Source organism: Sphingobacterium sp. GW821-FHT03E03 (genome assembly GCF_059420745.1).
The window spans coordinates 682,807-698,169 of the sequence record NZ_JBWKUH010000001.1; the positions used below are offsets into that span (position 1 = coordinate 682,807).

Sequence of the window (15,363 nt, forward strand, 5' to 3'; positions counted from 1 at the left end):
CTTAAAAAAACACATAAATGAAATCATTGATAAAACAGCTTGCTCTTGTACTGCTCAGTCTCGTCTATTCGTTATCAAACGCACAGACAGATCGCCCTGTACTGGATATTATGCTCAATAATTATCAATACCCTTATGAAGTACATTACTTAAATTTAAAGAGTCAGGGTGAAGAAATAAAAATGGCCTATATGGATGTCAGCTCGCAACAACCGAATGGTCACACCGTGTTACTACTCCACGGCAAAAATTTCAACGGAGCATACTGGAAAACAACCATTCAGGCGCTAAATTCGGCTGGGTATCGCGTTATAATACCTGATCAGATTGGATTTGGTAAATCTTCGAAACCCACAGCTTATCAGTTTACTTTTCAGCAGCTAGCGCAAAATACAAAATTGCTTTTAGACAAGTTGGGACTTGATAAGGTCGCCTTACTTGGTCACTCTATGGGTGGGATGCTTGCAACGAGATTTACATTAATGTATCCCGAAACTGTGGAAAAACTTGTTTTAGAAAATCCCATTGGGCTGGAAGACTGGAAACTTGTCGCACCTTATACTTCCATCGACCAAAATTTTCAAACGGAATTAAAAACGGGATATGAATCTGCAAAAAAGTACCAAAGCAGATTCTATTACGACAACAAATGGAAGCCGGAATACGATGAATGGGTGTACCTACTTACAGGCTGGACAAAAGCTAAGGATTATTCCATCGTTGCCATGGTAAATGCCAAAACATCAGACATGATCTTTACCCAACCTGTTGTTTATGAATTTCAGTATATAAAAACACCCACACTGCTCATCATCGGTACGCGAGATAGAACTGCGATCGGTAAAGCCAACATAAAAGATCCTAAAGTAGCCGCAAAAATGGGACTGTATCAATATTTAGGGAAGGAAACACGACAAAAAATCCAAGGATCAAAACTCGTCGAACTCGACAACGTTGGACATCTGCCCCATATTGAAGCTTTCGACCGATTTATCACACCCCTTGTTTCATTTCTGAAAGACTGATAGCATCATTTCCTCCGCCTAAGGGGACTCAACAAAAAAATCTTCTGTATATTATTGTTGAATAATGAGAAGTATTCCCGCCAAACATTATCTTTTCAAACACTTTTGCTACAAGATGTCATACGTTCGACGAAAGACAAGTAGTTGCACAAACTGCTTATTGTCCATTTAAAAACACAAACAACTACCGATCAAATAGATAAGAAAATTCTTTTTTTATCATTAAGTTTCCCGCCAATAGAAATAAAGCTAGATCGCTCTAACCCTAACCAACAATATATTTAGCAAAAAATTTAAACAAAATTTTATAAAACTAATATTTTTAGTGTATTTGAATATCAATTTTAGACAAGGTCTTTATGGAACAGGCAAAAGGATTTGACAATAAGGAATTACATGTTGGCGATATTGTTCGCTTCCACACCCCCTATCCGGATGAGGATCCCCATACAATCTTTATTGTACTTTGGTCATATTACGATCCTGAAGGTAAATCATCTAGGGCTGAAGTCGTAAAATTTGATCCAGTTCTTAAGCATTATCCTGTGATTCAAAAATGGTTTATTCGAGACTTGGAAAGAGTCCCCGAAGTTAGCCCTGAACTACTCCAACAGATTGCGTTATTTATGAAAAGTAAACTTGGTAACGCGATTATAAGTAAGCTGGTAGTTTAAATAAAGTTGATAGTCTACATAAAGTCCTACAAAAAGGTATAAAAACACGATGGAAAATAAATTCAAAGCAAACAGAGAATTCACATCACGATCTATATGGTCCGATTGGCGTGAACAACTTAAAGAAAGTGAAATAAATGGTTTACTTCAACGACTTGAAGTGATGGATCGGGAGGTACTAGTTGATTGGCTGCAATGGCATAACCCAAAAGGCAACTACACTGACAGTAAATGTATGGAAAATAGTGTAAAACCTCTTTGCAAATCAAAAGCCGTAGAGTATACCTATAGAGAGATATTGCGCAATCATACAAAAAAGCAGTTTAATAGCATTTCGAATGGTCCAATACAACTTATGTTTAACAATTAATTGCTCAAACTATGGAATCTTTCATCAAACAGATTATCGGTTATCAATTACCCAAAATCATCGCAATGGAGTCGCAACGAAAGGATTGGCGCTATCAGCTGCTAGATTTAAAAGATAAAACACTTTTTGATAGACTCTCACTTATGGAACGACAAGAATTGCTCCAGTGGCTTCAATGGAATGATTGCAACGGGATTTACACAGACTATGACTGTATCCGAAAAGGCATTCCTTTATTCACTAAGATGCAGGCTCTAGCCACAGTCTATCACCACATTATGCGTGACCATGAAAACTGGGATGGTTATATGGGGAAAGAATATATTCGTGGGAGTATCTTTTAAACAATCCATATATTATAATCTTTTAATATATTCTTCTAATGTTCTGAGATTGGCAATAGCAGCGCCGATGGTATTGTTAAAATAAACATAAACCTCTTTTCCTTCAGCTAGCCATTCTTTGATATAACCACTATATTCATATAATACGGCATCTTCATAGCTTCCCTTATAATCACCTTTTGGTCCATGAAAGCGTATATAAATCATATCACTACCGGTGTACTGTATGTTTATTCCGCCACCATCTTTATCGTGTAATACCAAATTCATACCATAAGAATTTAACAGTGCCATTGTTTCCATGCGATACCAGGACTGATGACGAAACTCAATGCATACTTGCCAATCCAAACTTCGTTTATCAGTTGCCATACATCTTAAAAGCTTATCTAAATTGGTCAATGAGGAAAATTTGGTTGATGGAGGTAATTGTATCAACAAACACCCCTTCTTCTTATCAACACTATTAATAATATCCAAAAATTTAATAACATCGCTTGGTTCAAAAATTAAATCCTTTTGATGAGTAATTCCCTTCCAAAGCTTAAAAGTAAAACGAAAGCTATCGCTTGTTTCCTGAGACCATCGTTCGACAGTCTCCTTGCGGGGTATCTTGTAAAACGTGCTATTTACCTCCAAAGAATTGAACAACAGACTATATACAGCAAGCCTGCTCCTATCCTTTAAATCTTTGGGATAATAGCTTTTGTTCCTGTAGGGCAACAGAATTCCGCTTGTACCTGAAAAATATAGAACCTTCATAACGCTATAACAATTGAAACTAGGGCAATAGTTCAGCCTTCAAATAATATTTCAACATGATGAGAAATGTAAAAATGTTATACTGCAGATTTCTTTAGAAACAAGTCTCATCACACTAACGTTTTGGCTATTAGAAAAACGCTGTCCAAATTTATCTTAAATCATTTAGTTTAGCTATATTAGAGATTCCAAGTCTACACTATGGGAATCAATTATTTGCTACATATCCAAACATTTGAAGGATACTATGATCAATGGAGTACCAAAGTATACCAATATGCGTTCAATAAAACCAGATCCTCTTATTTAGCCGAAGAAACTGTACAGCGTGTATTTATTAAGCTTTGGAAAAACTTAAATGAAAAGAATATTGACGCTACTGTAGAATCTCAGATCTTTTGTATTGCAAGGACAACAATTTTGGATCTAATCAAAGAAGAATATAATAGAAAGAAACTTCTTCAAACAGAAAATGAGCTCATTCAGCGCTATTCCCCACAAGATGATTACTATGCCAAACAGCTTGAAACTACATTACAACATATAATTAATCAATTACCCGAAAAGCGAAAACAGATCTTTATGTTGAGCCGCTATTCCAATCTATCCCATAAACAAATAGCGGATAAACTCTCCATATCATCCAAGACAGTAGAAAACCAAATTACCCTTGCCTTAAAAGCGATCAGAAAAGCATTATTGCTCTCCATACTGATGCTAAATCTTTTTTAATTTTCCTTTGGGGGATATCCTATTTTCAATCGTAATCAATATGTATGAAGATTACGAAAGAACTCGTTGAAAAATATCTCCGCGGAGAAGCAAATACCGAAGAAGTTAAAGCGGTTCAAAATGCACTGGATAATAACCAACTAAATTTGGATGATTGGCTTCCAGCAAGTGAATGGCACAATATAGAAGAACATGCAGCTTTTGAACAGCATGACTCAATCAAACAATCCCTGATCAAAAAAATTATGATAAGGGATACAAAACAACAAATCTATGCCCTACTGAAGTATGCTGCGATACTTTTACTTGTCGGAACACTAGGCTGGGAATCTTTTCAATATTGGAAGACAACAACAAATATCCCTACGATTACTTCTGCCCCAAAAAAACAAACTCCGAAATTGGAATCCCCAAGCAACTTCTATTATATTAATTCTGGCAATTCGCCGATGCAGATAGATGTTCCTGATGGATCAGAAATTGAACTTTATCCTAATTCGGAAGTTAAATTTGCAGATAATTTTTCTTCGCTGTCTACCCGTGATATTCATTTAAAAGGAAAGGCAAAGTTTGTTGTTGCCAAAGATAAGTCAAGACCGTTTAGTGTGCATACCGCTGGTTTAACAACAACCGCATTAGGTACAATATTCAGCGTAGATGAGCTAAAATCTTCACAAACAAAAGTCAAATTATTTGAAGGACGTATCCAATTAAAGAGTCTAAAAAATAAAACAGGATCCCCTCCTCTGCTCCTTGAATTTATACCAAATGAAGAAATAACCATCGATCATAGACAACTTCAAATTATCGCCGAAGAACGGATGAATTTTTCCAAATTCAACAGAAGAGGTTTTTATTCCGAAAAACAAAACACACTAATCTTCAAAAATTTAGCCCTTAAAGATCTACTACATATTATAAGTCAAAACTATAATATCAAACTTGAATTTGATTCCGAAGCTATCGAAGACAAATATTACAGTGGCACCTATGAAAATGATCCATCCGTCTTCCGAAAAATACTATCAGATATACAAGAACTCCACCACATTACTATAACTGTACAGAATTAAAATATAATTTACTTATTTAATCCATAAATTATGCACAATTATTTACCTTCCAAACATGGCCTACTAACCATGTTTATGCTAAGAACCAATATCCGTGCTGATGTAAACTGGGGTTTACGTCTTGGACTAATGGGCCTTTTGGCAACTAGTTATCAAATCGTTAATGCACAACAGCAGGCAGCGATCAACGGCGTCATTCGCGACGAAGCGGGTAAGCCCATATACTCCGCAACAGTTACTATCCAGAATGCGGGTAACAAATTCAAAAGGGCAACGACTAGCGCTGCAGATGGTACCTTTTCTTTTGATCAGATCCCAGCTGGTCAAGGATACCAGATTACCATTTCCTCCATCGGATTTAAAACCAAGGAACTGACAGACTACAACATCTCTGAAAGAGATAAGCTTGCCATCAATGTCAGTCTGGAATCGGTATCGGAAAACCTACAGGAAGTAGTTGTGACTGCACTAGGTATTAAAAAGGAGAAAAAAGCCCTTGGCTATACTGTTGCGGAGTTAAAAGGAGATGAATTGACACAAGGTAAAGAAACAAATGTTGCGAATGCACTTTCGGGAAAGGTTGCAGGTGTGCAAGTAAGCCGTGCCGCTTCCGGTGCTGGAGGATCTTCAAAAGTCGTTATTCGTGGTAACAACTCACTTGTTGGTAATAGTCAACCGCTTTACGTAGTCGATGGTGTACCGATTGATAATCAAAACATTTCAGCACCAAACCAATCCGGTGGAACAGATTATGGCGACGGTATTGGTAATATTAACCCCGAAGATATTGAGACCATGTCCGTCCTTAAAGGGCCCAATGCCGCAGCACTATACGGTCAAAGAGGCAGCAACGGTGTCATTCTGATTACAACAAAATCGGGAAAAGCCGGTAAAACACGTTTCAGCTATGGTACAGACTATTCCTTTGGAAATGGTTTAGTACTCCCCGATTTTCAAAATGAATATGGTCAAGGACTTAACGGCACATTTACTCACTTCCGAAAAGACGACGGAACCATCGTTTCCATGAGTGATGCCATAAAAAATGGTTACAGTGGTATCCCAAAAATGAGTGCAGGCCGGGACCGTACAACACGTTCCAGCTGGGGAGCCAAAATGGAGGGGCAAACGTATGAAGATGCCTATGGAAATGTACTGCAACTAACACCTAAACCTGATACCTATGCATCTTTTTTTCAAACCGAAAAACAATTTGTCAATAACTTAAGCATAGACGGCGGAAATGAAAAAATAAACTATCGTTTTTCTTTTGCCAATACAGATGTGAACGGATATATCCCCACCAATACTTTAAAAAGGAATAATTTTGGTTTACGCACACAGGCAAAAATTACGGACAAACTTCATATTGATGTAAAAGCAAATTACATCGCTCAAAAAGGAAACAATAGACCAACATTAGCTGATGCAGCCGATAATCCTGCCTATTTATTTATTAGTCAACCACGAAGCCTAGGGAATGATATCATGTCCCAATATAAGTGGACGGCACAGGAAATAAGCAGGCAGCTTGGTTTTTCCGGCTTAACGGAGGGTCTGGAAAAAACTTACGCAACGAATAGTTCCACGGCCAATCCATTTTGGACAATCCACGAAAATCACAACGAAGATCGCCGCGATCGCATCATTGGATTACTCCGCCTAAGCTATGACTTCGCTCCCTGGCTCAAAGTAGCAGCGACAGGAGGAACTGATTTCTATACCGATCAGCGATTCCGATATAGACCGATCAATACCTATCAGAGCTTAAACAGAAAAGGCGATATCAGAGAAGAAGTTATCCGATCCCGTGAAGATAATTTTGATATCCTTGCCAGCTCTAATTTCACTTTATCGGATAACATTAAGCTCAGCGCCAATATGGGGGCAAGTCATCAAAGTCGATATCTGCGAATGACAGGAAACGCTGGTAATCAGTTTATCGTACCTAATCTCTTTGTCATCAATAATACCACTACGAATACCTATATATTCGATCTTATCGAGTCAAAAATCAATTCGGTATACCTCTCAGGCCAATTTAGCTATAAAGATTATTGGTTTGTCGACTTTTCGGCGCGCAATGACTGGTCTTCTACATTATCCAAAAATAACAATTCGTTTTTCTACCCTTCGATAAGTTCCAGTTTTGTGCTATCTGATGCATTCAAATGGCAGTCAGATGCGCTGTCTTTCGCCAAGATCCGAGCTTCTTGGGCACAGGCAGGTAGCTCCGGAAACCCCTACCAATTAACGGGTGCGTATAGTCTTAATCAATATACACACGGCGGTGTACCGATGGCTTCATATACTGAAATTATCCCTGATCCCAACTTAAAGAATGAATTGACCACGTCTATAGAGGCTGGTGCAGATCTCAGGTTTTTAAAGAATAGACTTTCGCTATCCTTTACTTACTATCAGGCGAAAACAAAAAATCAGATTCTAGATGTACCGATTGCGCCATCAAGTCTTTACGTGAAAAATCGCATCAATGCCGGAGAAATCAGTAACAGAGGGATCGAATTTGTACTAGGCGCCACTCCCTTCAAAACCGAATCAGGATTTGAATGGAATACAACGTTTAACTTTAATAGAAACCGCAACAAGGTTGAATCGCTTTACCCTGGTGTAGAAAGTTTCCTTTTGGCAACGGATAGAGGAATCAACGTTGTCGCCGAAGTAGGAAAGCCATTCGGTCAGCTTATTGGGACCCAATTTGCATGGATTAAGGATGAAAATGGAAATCGATTAATTGATCCAACTACAGGGCTCCCTTTACGTACCGCCGGAAGGGTGGAAACAGATCTTGGAAATGCGCAGCCAAATTGGATAGGCGGTTTCGGCAACACATTAAAATACAAAGGGTTCAACTTATACGCGCTTGTTGATATTCGTCAAGGGGGAGTGATCTTCTCACAGTCCAATCGAGAACAAATAATTTATGGTACGAGCAAAAAAACGTTACAGGGACGTGAGGGTAGTTATGTCGCTGATGGGATGGTTGCACAACAAGATGGCGCAGGCAATTGGACAAGCACAGGAACAAAAAACAGCAAACAGGTGAATGCTCAGGATTATTGGAATATGGTAGCTAGTGACAAAGAAGTCATGGTATCTGAGGAAATGATTAATGATATGAGTTATATTGCAATGCGCGAAATCAGTCTCTCCTATTCATTCCCGAAAAATCTGATGCCACATCGCGTGATCAATTCATTGAAATTGGGTCTATACGGTAGAAACTTATTCTATTTCCAACGAAAAACAGATGGTTTTTCTCCAGAAGCTTCTGCTTTCAATGTAAACAATAGCTCCATAGGGATTGAATCCACTTCCCTACCTATGATGAGAACCTTTGGCATTAACCTTACCGTTGGTCTTTAAAACACTGAATTATGAAAACGAAAATGATAAAAAACAGATTTGTTATCGCTCTTGTCTCCATTGCAGCATTTAGCGCATGCACAAAAGACTTTGAAAAAATAAATACACCACCAACATCAGTGACAGCAATAGATCCCGCATTGCTTATGGCTAGAATCCTCCGGGATGGTACGTTTCAGGAGTCGGGAGAACTTCCAAACAATAAATTTGGCTCTTGGATCCAGCATTGGGCGGGTGGACCTGTAGTACCTGTATCGCGTTATTTTGAAGGACCAGAAAACTTGATATGGTCGCAGCATTTTACTCTGCTCAGAAACATCATTCAGATAAAAAAGGAGCTCAGTGGCAAAGAAGAAAGTCCCGAAGGTAGAAGTAAACTGGCAATAACCGAACTTTATGAAGTTTACCTATACCAACGGTTAACCGATCTATTTGGAGACATCCCCTATTCGGAAATTACAAAAGACAGCAGAGAGATCAACCGAACCCCTAAGTTTGACAAACAAGAGGATATCTATCCCGCACTGGTCATAAAAGTTGATGCAGCTTTAGCACGTCTCACCGTTGGCGATCAATCTTATGGCTCCTCCGATTTTTTCTATGGCGGTAATATTGATAAATGGAAAAAATTCGGAAACTCCTTAAAACTAAAATTGGGCATGAGAATGCGTTATGCTAACCTCTCATTAGCGCAAAAAACCGTTACAGAAGCAATGACTTCTCCAGTTGGGCTAATCTCAAGTAACAGCGATAATGCTGCAGTTCCTACATTCAATAACGCCCAAGCCGAGAATCAAAACCCTATATTACGGCAGATGACTACTGGAAGCGCAGACTTACGATACTTAGCCAACACATTGGTAAATAAATTGAAGGATTATAATGATCCCCGTTTAGGTCTACTTGCAGAGCCAGTCACTATAGGCGGTGCTATCACCTACCAAGGAATTGGAGTAGCATTAACCGATAACGAACTTTCTCAACTGATCAGAGCAAATTACTCTACGGCCAACAAGTCAACATGGTTTAGCTTGAATTTTGCTCCAATACCAAGTTATGCAATGACCTACTCAGACATATGTTTTTACAAAGCCGAGGCAGCATTATTAGGTTGGGGTGCGACAAGTACAAATGCGCAATCATTCTTTACAGATGGTGTCAAAGCTGCCTTTGCCCTTCCTCCGTACAATTTAACTTCCATCCCCTCATCTTATGAGCAAAATGTCATCAACCTAAATGGATTGACAGACGAACAAAAGATGGAGAAAATCGCTACTCAAAAATGGATTAGCTTATTTGGCAGAGATATGGAAGCATTTGCCGAATGGCGACGTACTGGTTATCCAAAATTGACACCTGGTCCAAATCCGGGATCCACCAATGGACAGATACCGCGTCGAGCTATTTACTCCAGCGAGGAGGCTGAATTAAATCAAACAAATCTCAAAGACGCTGTTTCTAGAATGCAGAACGGAGATTCCTTTTTGTCCAAAGTATGGTGGGATAAAAAACAATAAAAACAACAATAAAGGTTTGAGCCCACGAAATTATTTCGTGTCGCTCAAACCTAATTACCAAAATACGGCTGCTCCAGATTCTATTCCCCCACATATTTGGTATAGCTAATTCCAGCAACAAGGTCTTCAAGACTATTTTAGAGCAAAACAGCTTAATTGTTTTTCGCAATGAATCTTTTTCAGCAATGATTTAGGTTTATTTTGAAATTATATTTATCTTTCTTTAAGTATAAAACAAATCCCACTATCTTCAAGCTCTACAAAAATGAAAACAACTTCTTCACTATTTTTGCTAACAGTAGCATCTCTTTTTATAGGATGCGGAGAAAACGGTAAAAAAACAACATTGCCGTCTCCAGATAACTTACCAAAAAATAATCCAAGCTTTAGCTTCGAGGGGATTAAACAAGATTATACAACAAATGAAGAATTATCGTTTCAGATTACAAATACACCTAATGTAAAAATTGATTCCATCCTTTATTATATCAATGATTACCCGATTGCTAAAGTCACAGAAAACAATAAAGTAACATATAGATTATCACGAGAGAAATTTGGCAAGCAAATCATTAAGGCGGTTGTATTTAATGCTGGAAAATCCGAAGAAAACACAGTAAACATAGACTATTTGCCATCAAACCCACCTCGAATTTTAAAGTACCGAATTGTTAATACTTACCCACATGACATCAAAGCTTTCACACAAGGGTTAGAGTTCTTTGGAGAAAACTTGATGGAAAGTACGGGCAATGGCGTTGGGTTAAGTGGAAATAAAGGTAAGTCAAGTATCCGCATTGTCAATCCCACCACAGGAAAGCCAATCAAAAAGATCGAATTAGCCGATTCAATATTTGGCGAAGGTGCCACCATATTAAATGGGAAATTATATCAATTGACCTACAAAAGCAATCTTGCCTATGTCTATGATGTGGCAACATTAAAGACAATAAAAACACTACCATATTTCAAAAACATGGAAGGATGGGGGTTGACCTCGGATGGTAAAAATTTGTATATGTCAGATGGTTCAGAAAATATCTATATACTCAATCCTAATGATTTTTCCAAAATCGATTATATCCGTGTTGCCACAAATGAGAAAATCGTTAACCAGATAAACGAAATGGAATGGGTAAAAGGAAAGATTTATGCTAATTTCTTTATGGAAGATGTCATGGGTATCATAGACCCAAAAACAGGTGCTATAGAGGGGTTAGTAGATCTTTCCAAATTACGAGAAAATGTGACACAACATATTGATCTGGATGTATTAAACGGAATTGCCTACAATAAAAAATCAAACACCTTTTTTCTCACAGGAAAAAATTGGGACAAAATATTTGAAATACAGCTACTGGATTAATTAATCTCTCGTTAGCTTATGATGTACACAATCATAAAGACAGTTTATTCATTAAAGTGCTATTCCCGCTCTGGAAATAGCACTTTCTTACTTCAGTACAACAATTATTTCTTAACGATTTTCCCATCTTCATAGAGTGTATACTCTTCGCCATCGGCCTGTTGCAACACCATTTTTCCGTCGACAAAAATATTACTAAAGGTAAAAACAGGATCGGTTAATATTTTGCTGTTGTAATCCATCAATCCCCAATGCTGTGGTGATTCCATATACATGATTCTATTTTTACCCACAATATCCAAAACCTGATATTTAAAAGGAACCACAATAGCGCCGTTATAATCAATAAATCCTTGCTTTCCATCTTTCGCTACTTTGATGATCGTACTATCAATCGCCATAAGAGTGTCATCCAGAAAGATAGACTCATATTCTGGCGAAACGACCACCACACCTTTCTCATTGACCAACCCTACACGTTGTTTACTATCTTGTACTTCAAAAAAGCCAAAATGTGGTTTTGTTGTAGTACTGAAATAGTTGGGTTGTACAATAACCTTTCCTGTTTTATCAATGATGCCAATAGTTCCTAAATCTCCATTAGCATCCGTCCGATGGAAAGTCGCAAGACTTTCGCCATCAAATCGTATAAATTGCTCGTAAGCAGTATCTGGATTTTCCCAAATGTCTTCTATCGCATTATACTTTCCCTGTAATTGACCGATAGGTAAAACAGTGTCTTCAACACCTCCTTTAGCAGCTTTGGTTGTCTCCTGTCCCTGACAAGAGCCGCCTATAAGTACAATTGTTGCCACTAAGCCTACAATTTTATATGGATTGTTTATTCTCATACTATTTCAAAATTATGCTTATTTATCAAATGTTATATAAACCCTATACTTTGAACAGATACATTTTAAAAACGGAAATCTTCGACTCAACATTATTTTCTTATCTGCTACGGCATTTCCTCAAGCTTGTTAAAACCTGTTGTTATCATCTGCTGCAATTGAGGTGTAAACAATTTGGTTGAAAGTGGCATTTTCTTGGCTTCTCTATTTAATCTCCATTGTGCACGCTTCTCAAGCAAAAATTGCAATCGCTGTGCTGTTGTCAATCCCGGCAATGTATAATATATACTATTTTCACCTTCTTTTCCTTGCATTTGAATATATCGCCCTGTAGTTACCTTGAATTTATTTCTTTCCTCAAAACCTCGGATAAAAGAGCTATCCTGATCGGCGACATCCCACATCGGATCACGAGGGCAGCAGACAGAACCATAGCTTTCCTTCCAATATACTGTTAATAGGTTTTCAGGCACTATAGGTTTAGCAAAATCAATCGTTGGATTTTCTAGTCCCCCAAGCCCGACGCTATCAACTTTTACATTATCCTCTTCCCGTCTGATATAGTAATAAAAATTTGTCGTTTCTGCTTCCACGCACATTCCACTTTTTGAAGCCATTTTACTGACTTCACTGTAAAAATTCCAATCAGGGACAATAAGAATGAATTTTTGCAATTCAGGATAAAACGCCGAAGACTTCTTGAAAAGTTCTATTGGGATCTTTGCGCTCAAATAAAACACATCTATTGAATCTGCGTTAAACTGCAATGGCAGATCCAATAGATAATTGCCTTCTAATCGTGTCACCTGACGATCCTCAATCTTCATTACTCGATCATACTTATGCGCTAGCCAATCGGGTCGTACAGTTTCCTGTTGATTGGGATGCTTGATAGCTTGTTTTATGGCTTTACTTTTACAGGATACAACAAGTAGAAGTAAAACCAGCATTAAATAAAACTTATCAATTGTTAAGCAAGTTCTCATTGGCTAAAAATTATGTTTCATTGATTATCTTATTGCGCAGCAGCAGCCTTTATCCCCACCTTATTTAAAAACTCAACCTGTTTCTCCAAACAAGTATCTGCCAAGACTGCTATTTTAGCTTTTTCATCCGTAATATCTCGTAATAAGGCCTGTCTAGCACCTTTTTTCTGCTCATCCACATATTTGACCAACAACGTACCATAACCATCCGCAATTCTCGTCATGTAAGCTATTGTAGTCAAATGGAAGCCTGTAGCCGCTTCACTAGGCTTTAATGCATTGACTTCACTCTTTATTCCTTTGACATAGCTGCTCAGCGCCTGTACCTCTTTTAGCTTCATTTCGTAGGATAATTCATCCGTTTTATCTGCATCATATTCTCCTTCCAACAATTTATTGTAGCTTTCATCCAACTTTTCTTTACAACTATAGAAAAGACCGGCAATCTTCTCATTATATCCGAAGTCCAAATTACCACCACAGGATGTCAATGCGAATGTACTGATGATTAATGTCAAAATAATAATTCTCATATCTCTATTTTTTAACAAATAACGTATTTTCAAAACAGGCTCTTTAAGACAGTTAATATTCGTTGCATGTTTTTTAAGATTCGCTATCATTTGGGTACAATTTTACCGCAAACAATAGCACCGATAATTACCCGATTAGCAAATACTATAAAACTAGTCAAGGGCAACAGCTTGTTTCTTAAGGAAGAATTACGGAACTTAGAAAAAGAATATAGACTAGATTAGAAGACCGTTAATTTTAGACGAATCAAGAAAATCGATGAGGAATCAAAAACGAAAAGAACTGAATAAAACACTATGAAACAACTAGCTTTATTGATCATGTTCATCGGAATGTCGAGCATGGTTTTCGGACAAGAAATTAGCCGTTCAACCACCCAAACAATTACGCAATCCGGAATTGGACTTGGTTCTGTAATTGCCGTCGTTACTTCTTGGGATCGTAACAAGTCTATTCTCTGGGCGCTGATTCATGGCATCTTGGGCTGGCTATATGTTATTTATTTTGCATTTACACGGAGCAATAATTAATATTTCTCCAGGTCATATTTTCAATGCAATCAACAGTGTTACATCCTTCTGTAAACAGAAAATAAAAAGCAGTCAACCAAAATCGAAAGATCATGAGCATGATACAAAATTTCCTCCGGGTCAATTTGGAAACATTGAATAGTTTTCTCACTGATAGTCATTCATTAAGAAAAATGGTATATAGCAAAGAAGCTATACATTTGAACAATTTAATAGATATTGACAAAGCTTGGGAAGGTATTTTCTTTTTATTGACAGGAGAATCAATCGGCACATACGATCAAGCCGCTCCACCGTTATCCTGGCTATTAGTTGGTCCCAATGACATCGATCGCAATCAGGATATGGGATATGGCCCAGCAACCTATACAGATATAGAACAAACTAGACAGATTGATTTAGCGTTACAGGAAATTTCTATTTATGAATTAACGCAACGTTTCGACTCGGCCACCATGCTTGAAAAAGATATATACCCAGATATCTGGGATGATGAAAATGCATTAGATTATCTTCTTCAATACTTCGAAGACCTAAAAACATTTTATCATATGGCCGCCCTGCATCATGAAGCAGTAATCCTATTTCTCAATTAAAGAGCAATTATTTCACGCCAATAAAAACCATAAAATAACTATGCATATCTCTGATAAGAGAAGTATCCACATTGAAGAATTAAAGGAAGTAAATAACACAGTCGTTTCTGACTTGGTGGCATTAACATTGGATGTTGTCCAAGGAGGGGCCTCAGTGGGATTTATGCAGGCCTTAAGCGAAGAAAAAGCAAGTGAATTCTGGAACAATGTCCTGGCAAAGGTCCAGCAAGAAAAAACAGTGCTTCTTGTTGCAAAAGACGCCTCGTCGGACCAGATCGTTGGAACCGTGCAATTACAAATAGACCTTCCACAAAATCAGCCTCATCGGGCGGACGTGGCAAAAATGTTGGTGCATTCCGCTTTTCGACGTCTTGGTATAGCGGAAAATCTATTGCAACATCTTGAATTAATTGCGAAAAAAATGAGAAAATCACTACTGGTGTTAGATACTGTAACAGATAGCCCAGCTTATGCTTTGTATTTAAAACGCGGCTGGAAGGTCGTGGGAAACATTCCAAATTATGCACTTTTTCCTAATGGTGCCCCCTGTAGTACAACCTACTTTTATAAAAACATTGAATAGTATTGCTATTCACTAAAAACCTCCAATAACTGT

The 15,363-nt window shown here is 37.9% G+C and carries 16 protein-coding genes; 12 read left to right on the forward strand and 4 right to left on the reverse strand.

The annotated features are described in order from the left end of the window. The first annotated feature begins 17 nt into the window (after positions 1-17). The 4 genes from AC07UV_RS02745 (at position 18) to AC07UV_RS02760 (ending at position 2,413) form a co-directional block, all read left to right on the forward strand. A complete protein-coding gene (locus AC07UV_RS02745; RefSeq protein ID WP_495182659.1) occupies positions 18-1,025 on the forward strand; it encodes an alpha/beta fold hydrolase in 1,008 nt (335 codons plus the stop codon). 359 nt (positions 1,026-1,384) lie between these two features. Continuing rightward, entirely contained in the window at positions 1,385-1,699 is a 315-nt protein-coding gene (locus AC07UV_RS02750; protein WP_223582393.1) for a hypothetical protein, read from the forward strand. 49 nt (positions 1,700-1,748) lie between these two features. Further along, positions 1,749-2,069, forward strand: a complete 321-nt coding sequence (locus AC07UV_RS02755; protein WP_282253515.1) for a hypothetical protein — start codon at positions 1,749-1,751, stop codon at positions 2,067-2,069. 11 nt (positions 2,070-2,080) lie between these two features. Beyond that, positions 2,081-2,413, forward strand: a complete 333-nt coding sequence (locus AC07UV_RS02760; RefSeq protein WP_282253514.1) for a hypothetical protein — start codon at positions 2,081-2,083, stop codon at positions 2,411-2,413. Positions 2,414-2,425: 12 nt separating this feature from the next. Here the strand turns inward: AC07UV_RS02760 and AC07UV_RS02765 are convergent, their stop codons facing one another. Beyond that, entirely contained in the window at positions 2,426-3,175 is a 750-nt protein-coding gene (locus AC07UV_RS02765; RefSeq protein ID WP_495182660.1) for a DUF72 domain-containing protein, read from the reverse strand. Between the two features lie 201 nt (positions 3,176-3,376). On the opposite strand from AC07UV_RS02765, the gene AC07UV_RS02770 reads away from it, so the two are divergent. The 5 genes from AC07UV_RS02770 (at position 3,377) to AC07UV_RS02790 (ending at position 11,250) form a co-directional block, all read left to right on the forward strand. Continuing rightward, positions 3,377-3,907 carry a sigma-70 family RNA polymerase sigma factor gene (locus AC07UV_RS02770; RefSeq protein ID WP_495182661.1) on the forward strand — a complete coding sequence of 177 codons (531 nt, stop codon included), beginning with the start codon at positions 3,377-3,379 and terminating at the stop codon, positions 3,905-3,907. Between the two features lie 44 nt (positions 3,908-3,951). Then, positions 3,952-4,980 carry a FecR family protein gene (locus tag AC07UV_RS02775; RefSeq protein ID WP_282253511.1) on the forward strand — a complete coding sequence of 343 codons (1,029 nt, stop codon included), beginning with the start codon at positions 3,952-3,954 and terminating at the stop codon, positions 4,978-4,980. 30 nt (positions 4,981-5,010) lie between these two features. Further along, entirely contained in the window at positions 5,011-8,367 is a 3,357-nt protein-coding gene (locus tag AC07UV_RS02780) for a SusC/RagA family TonB-linked outer membrane protein (protein ID WP_495182662.1), read from the forward strand. An 11-nt stretch (positions 8,368-8,378) separates the two neighbouring features. Next, complete coding sequence (locus AC07UV_RS02785; RefSeq protein ID WP_282253509.1) at positions 8,379-9,884, forward strand: SusD/RagB family nutrient-binding outer membrane lipoprotein; 1,506 nt, start codon at positions 8,379-8,381, stop codon at positions 9,882-9,884. 265 nt (positions 9,885-10,149) lie between these two features. Continuing rightward, positions 10,150-11,250 carry a glutaminyl-peptide cyclotransferase gene (locus AC07UV_RS02790; RefSeq protein ID WP_495182663.1) on the forward strand — a complete coding sequence of 367 codons (1,101 nt, stop codon included), beginning with the start codon at positions 10,150-10,152 and terminating at the stop codon, positions 11,248-11,250. Between the two features lie 104 nt (positions 11,251-11,354). On the opposite strand, the gene AC07UV_RS02795 is transcribed toward AC07UV_RS02790, so the two are convergent. The 3 genes from AC07UV_RS02795 to AC07UV_RS02805 form a co-directional block, all read right to left on the reverse strand. Then, complete coding sequence (locus AC07UV_RS02795; RefSeq protein ID WP_495182664.1) at positions 11,355-12,101, reverse strand: WG repeat-containing protein; 747 nt, start codon at positions 12,099-12,101, stop codon at positions 11,355-11,357. Between the two features lie 107 nt (positions 12,102-12,208). Continuing rightward, the gene (locus AC07UV_RS02800; protein ID WP_495182665.1) at positions 12,209-13,087 is read right to left on the reverse strand and encodes a hypothetical protein; all 879 of its coding nucleotides are present in this window, start codon (positions 13,085-13,087) and stop codon (positions 12,209-12,211) included. A 29-nt stretch (positions 13,088-13,116) separates the two neighbouring features. Continuing rightward, on the reverse strand, positions 13,117-13,620 hold the full coding sequence (locus AC07UV_RS02805; RefSeq protein ID WP_282253505.1) for a hypothetical protein: 504 nt from the start codon (positions 13,618-13,620) through the stop codon (positions 13,117-13,119). 297 nt (positions 13,621-13,917) lie between these two features. On the opposite strand from AC07UV_RS02805, the gene AC07UV_RS02810 reads away from it, so the two are divergent. From AC07UV_RS02810 to AC07UV_RS02820, 3 genes are all read left to right on the forward strand, one after another. Continuing rightward, the gene (locus tag AC07UV_RS02810) at positions 13,918-14,151 is read left to right on the forward strand and encodes a hypothetical protein (protein ID WP_120260713.1); all 234 of its coding nucleotides are present in this window, start codon (positions 13,918-13,920) and stop codon (positions 14,149-14,151) included. 92 nt (positions 14,152-14,243) lie between these two features. After that, positions 14,244-14,747: a YfbM family protein gene (locus AC07UV_RS02815; RefSeq protein ID WP_495182666.1), complete on the forward strand. Its 504-nt coding sequence runs from the start codon at positions 14,244-14,246 to the stop codon at positions 14,745-14,747. A gap of 40 nt (positions 14,748-14,787) precedes the next feature. Then, entirely contained in the window at positions 14,788-15,330 is a 543-nt protein-coding gene (locus AC07UV_RS02820; RefSeq protein ID WP_495182667.1) for a GNAT family N-acetyltransferase, read from the forward strand. Positions 15,331-15,363 lie beyond the last annotated feature (33 nt).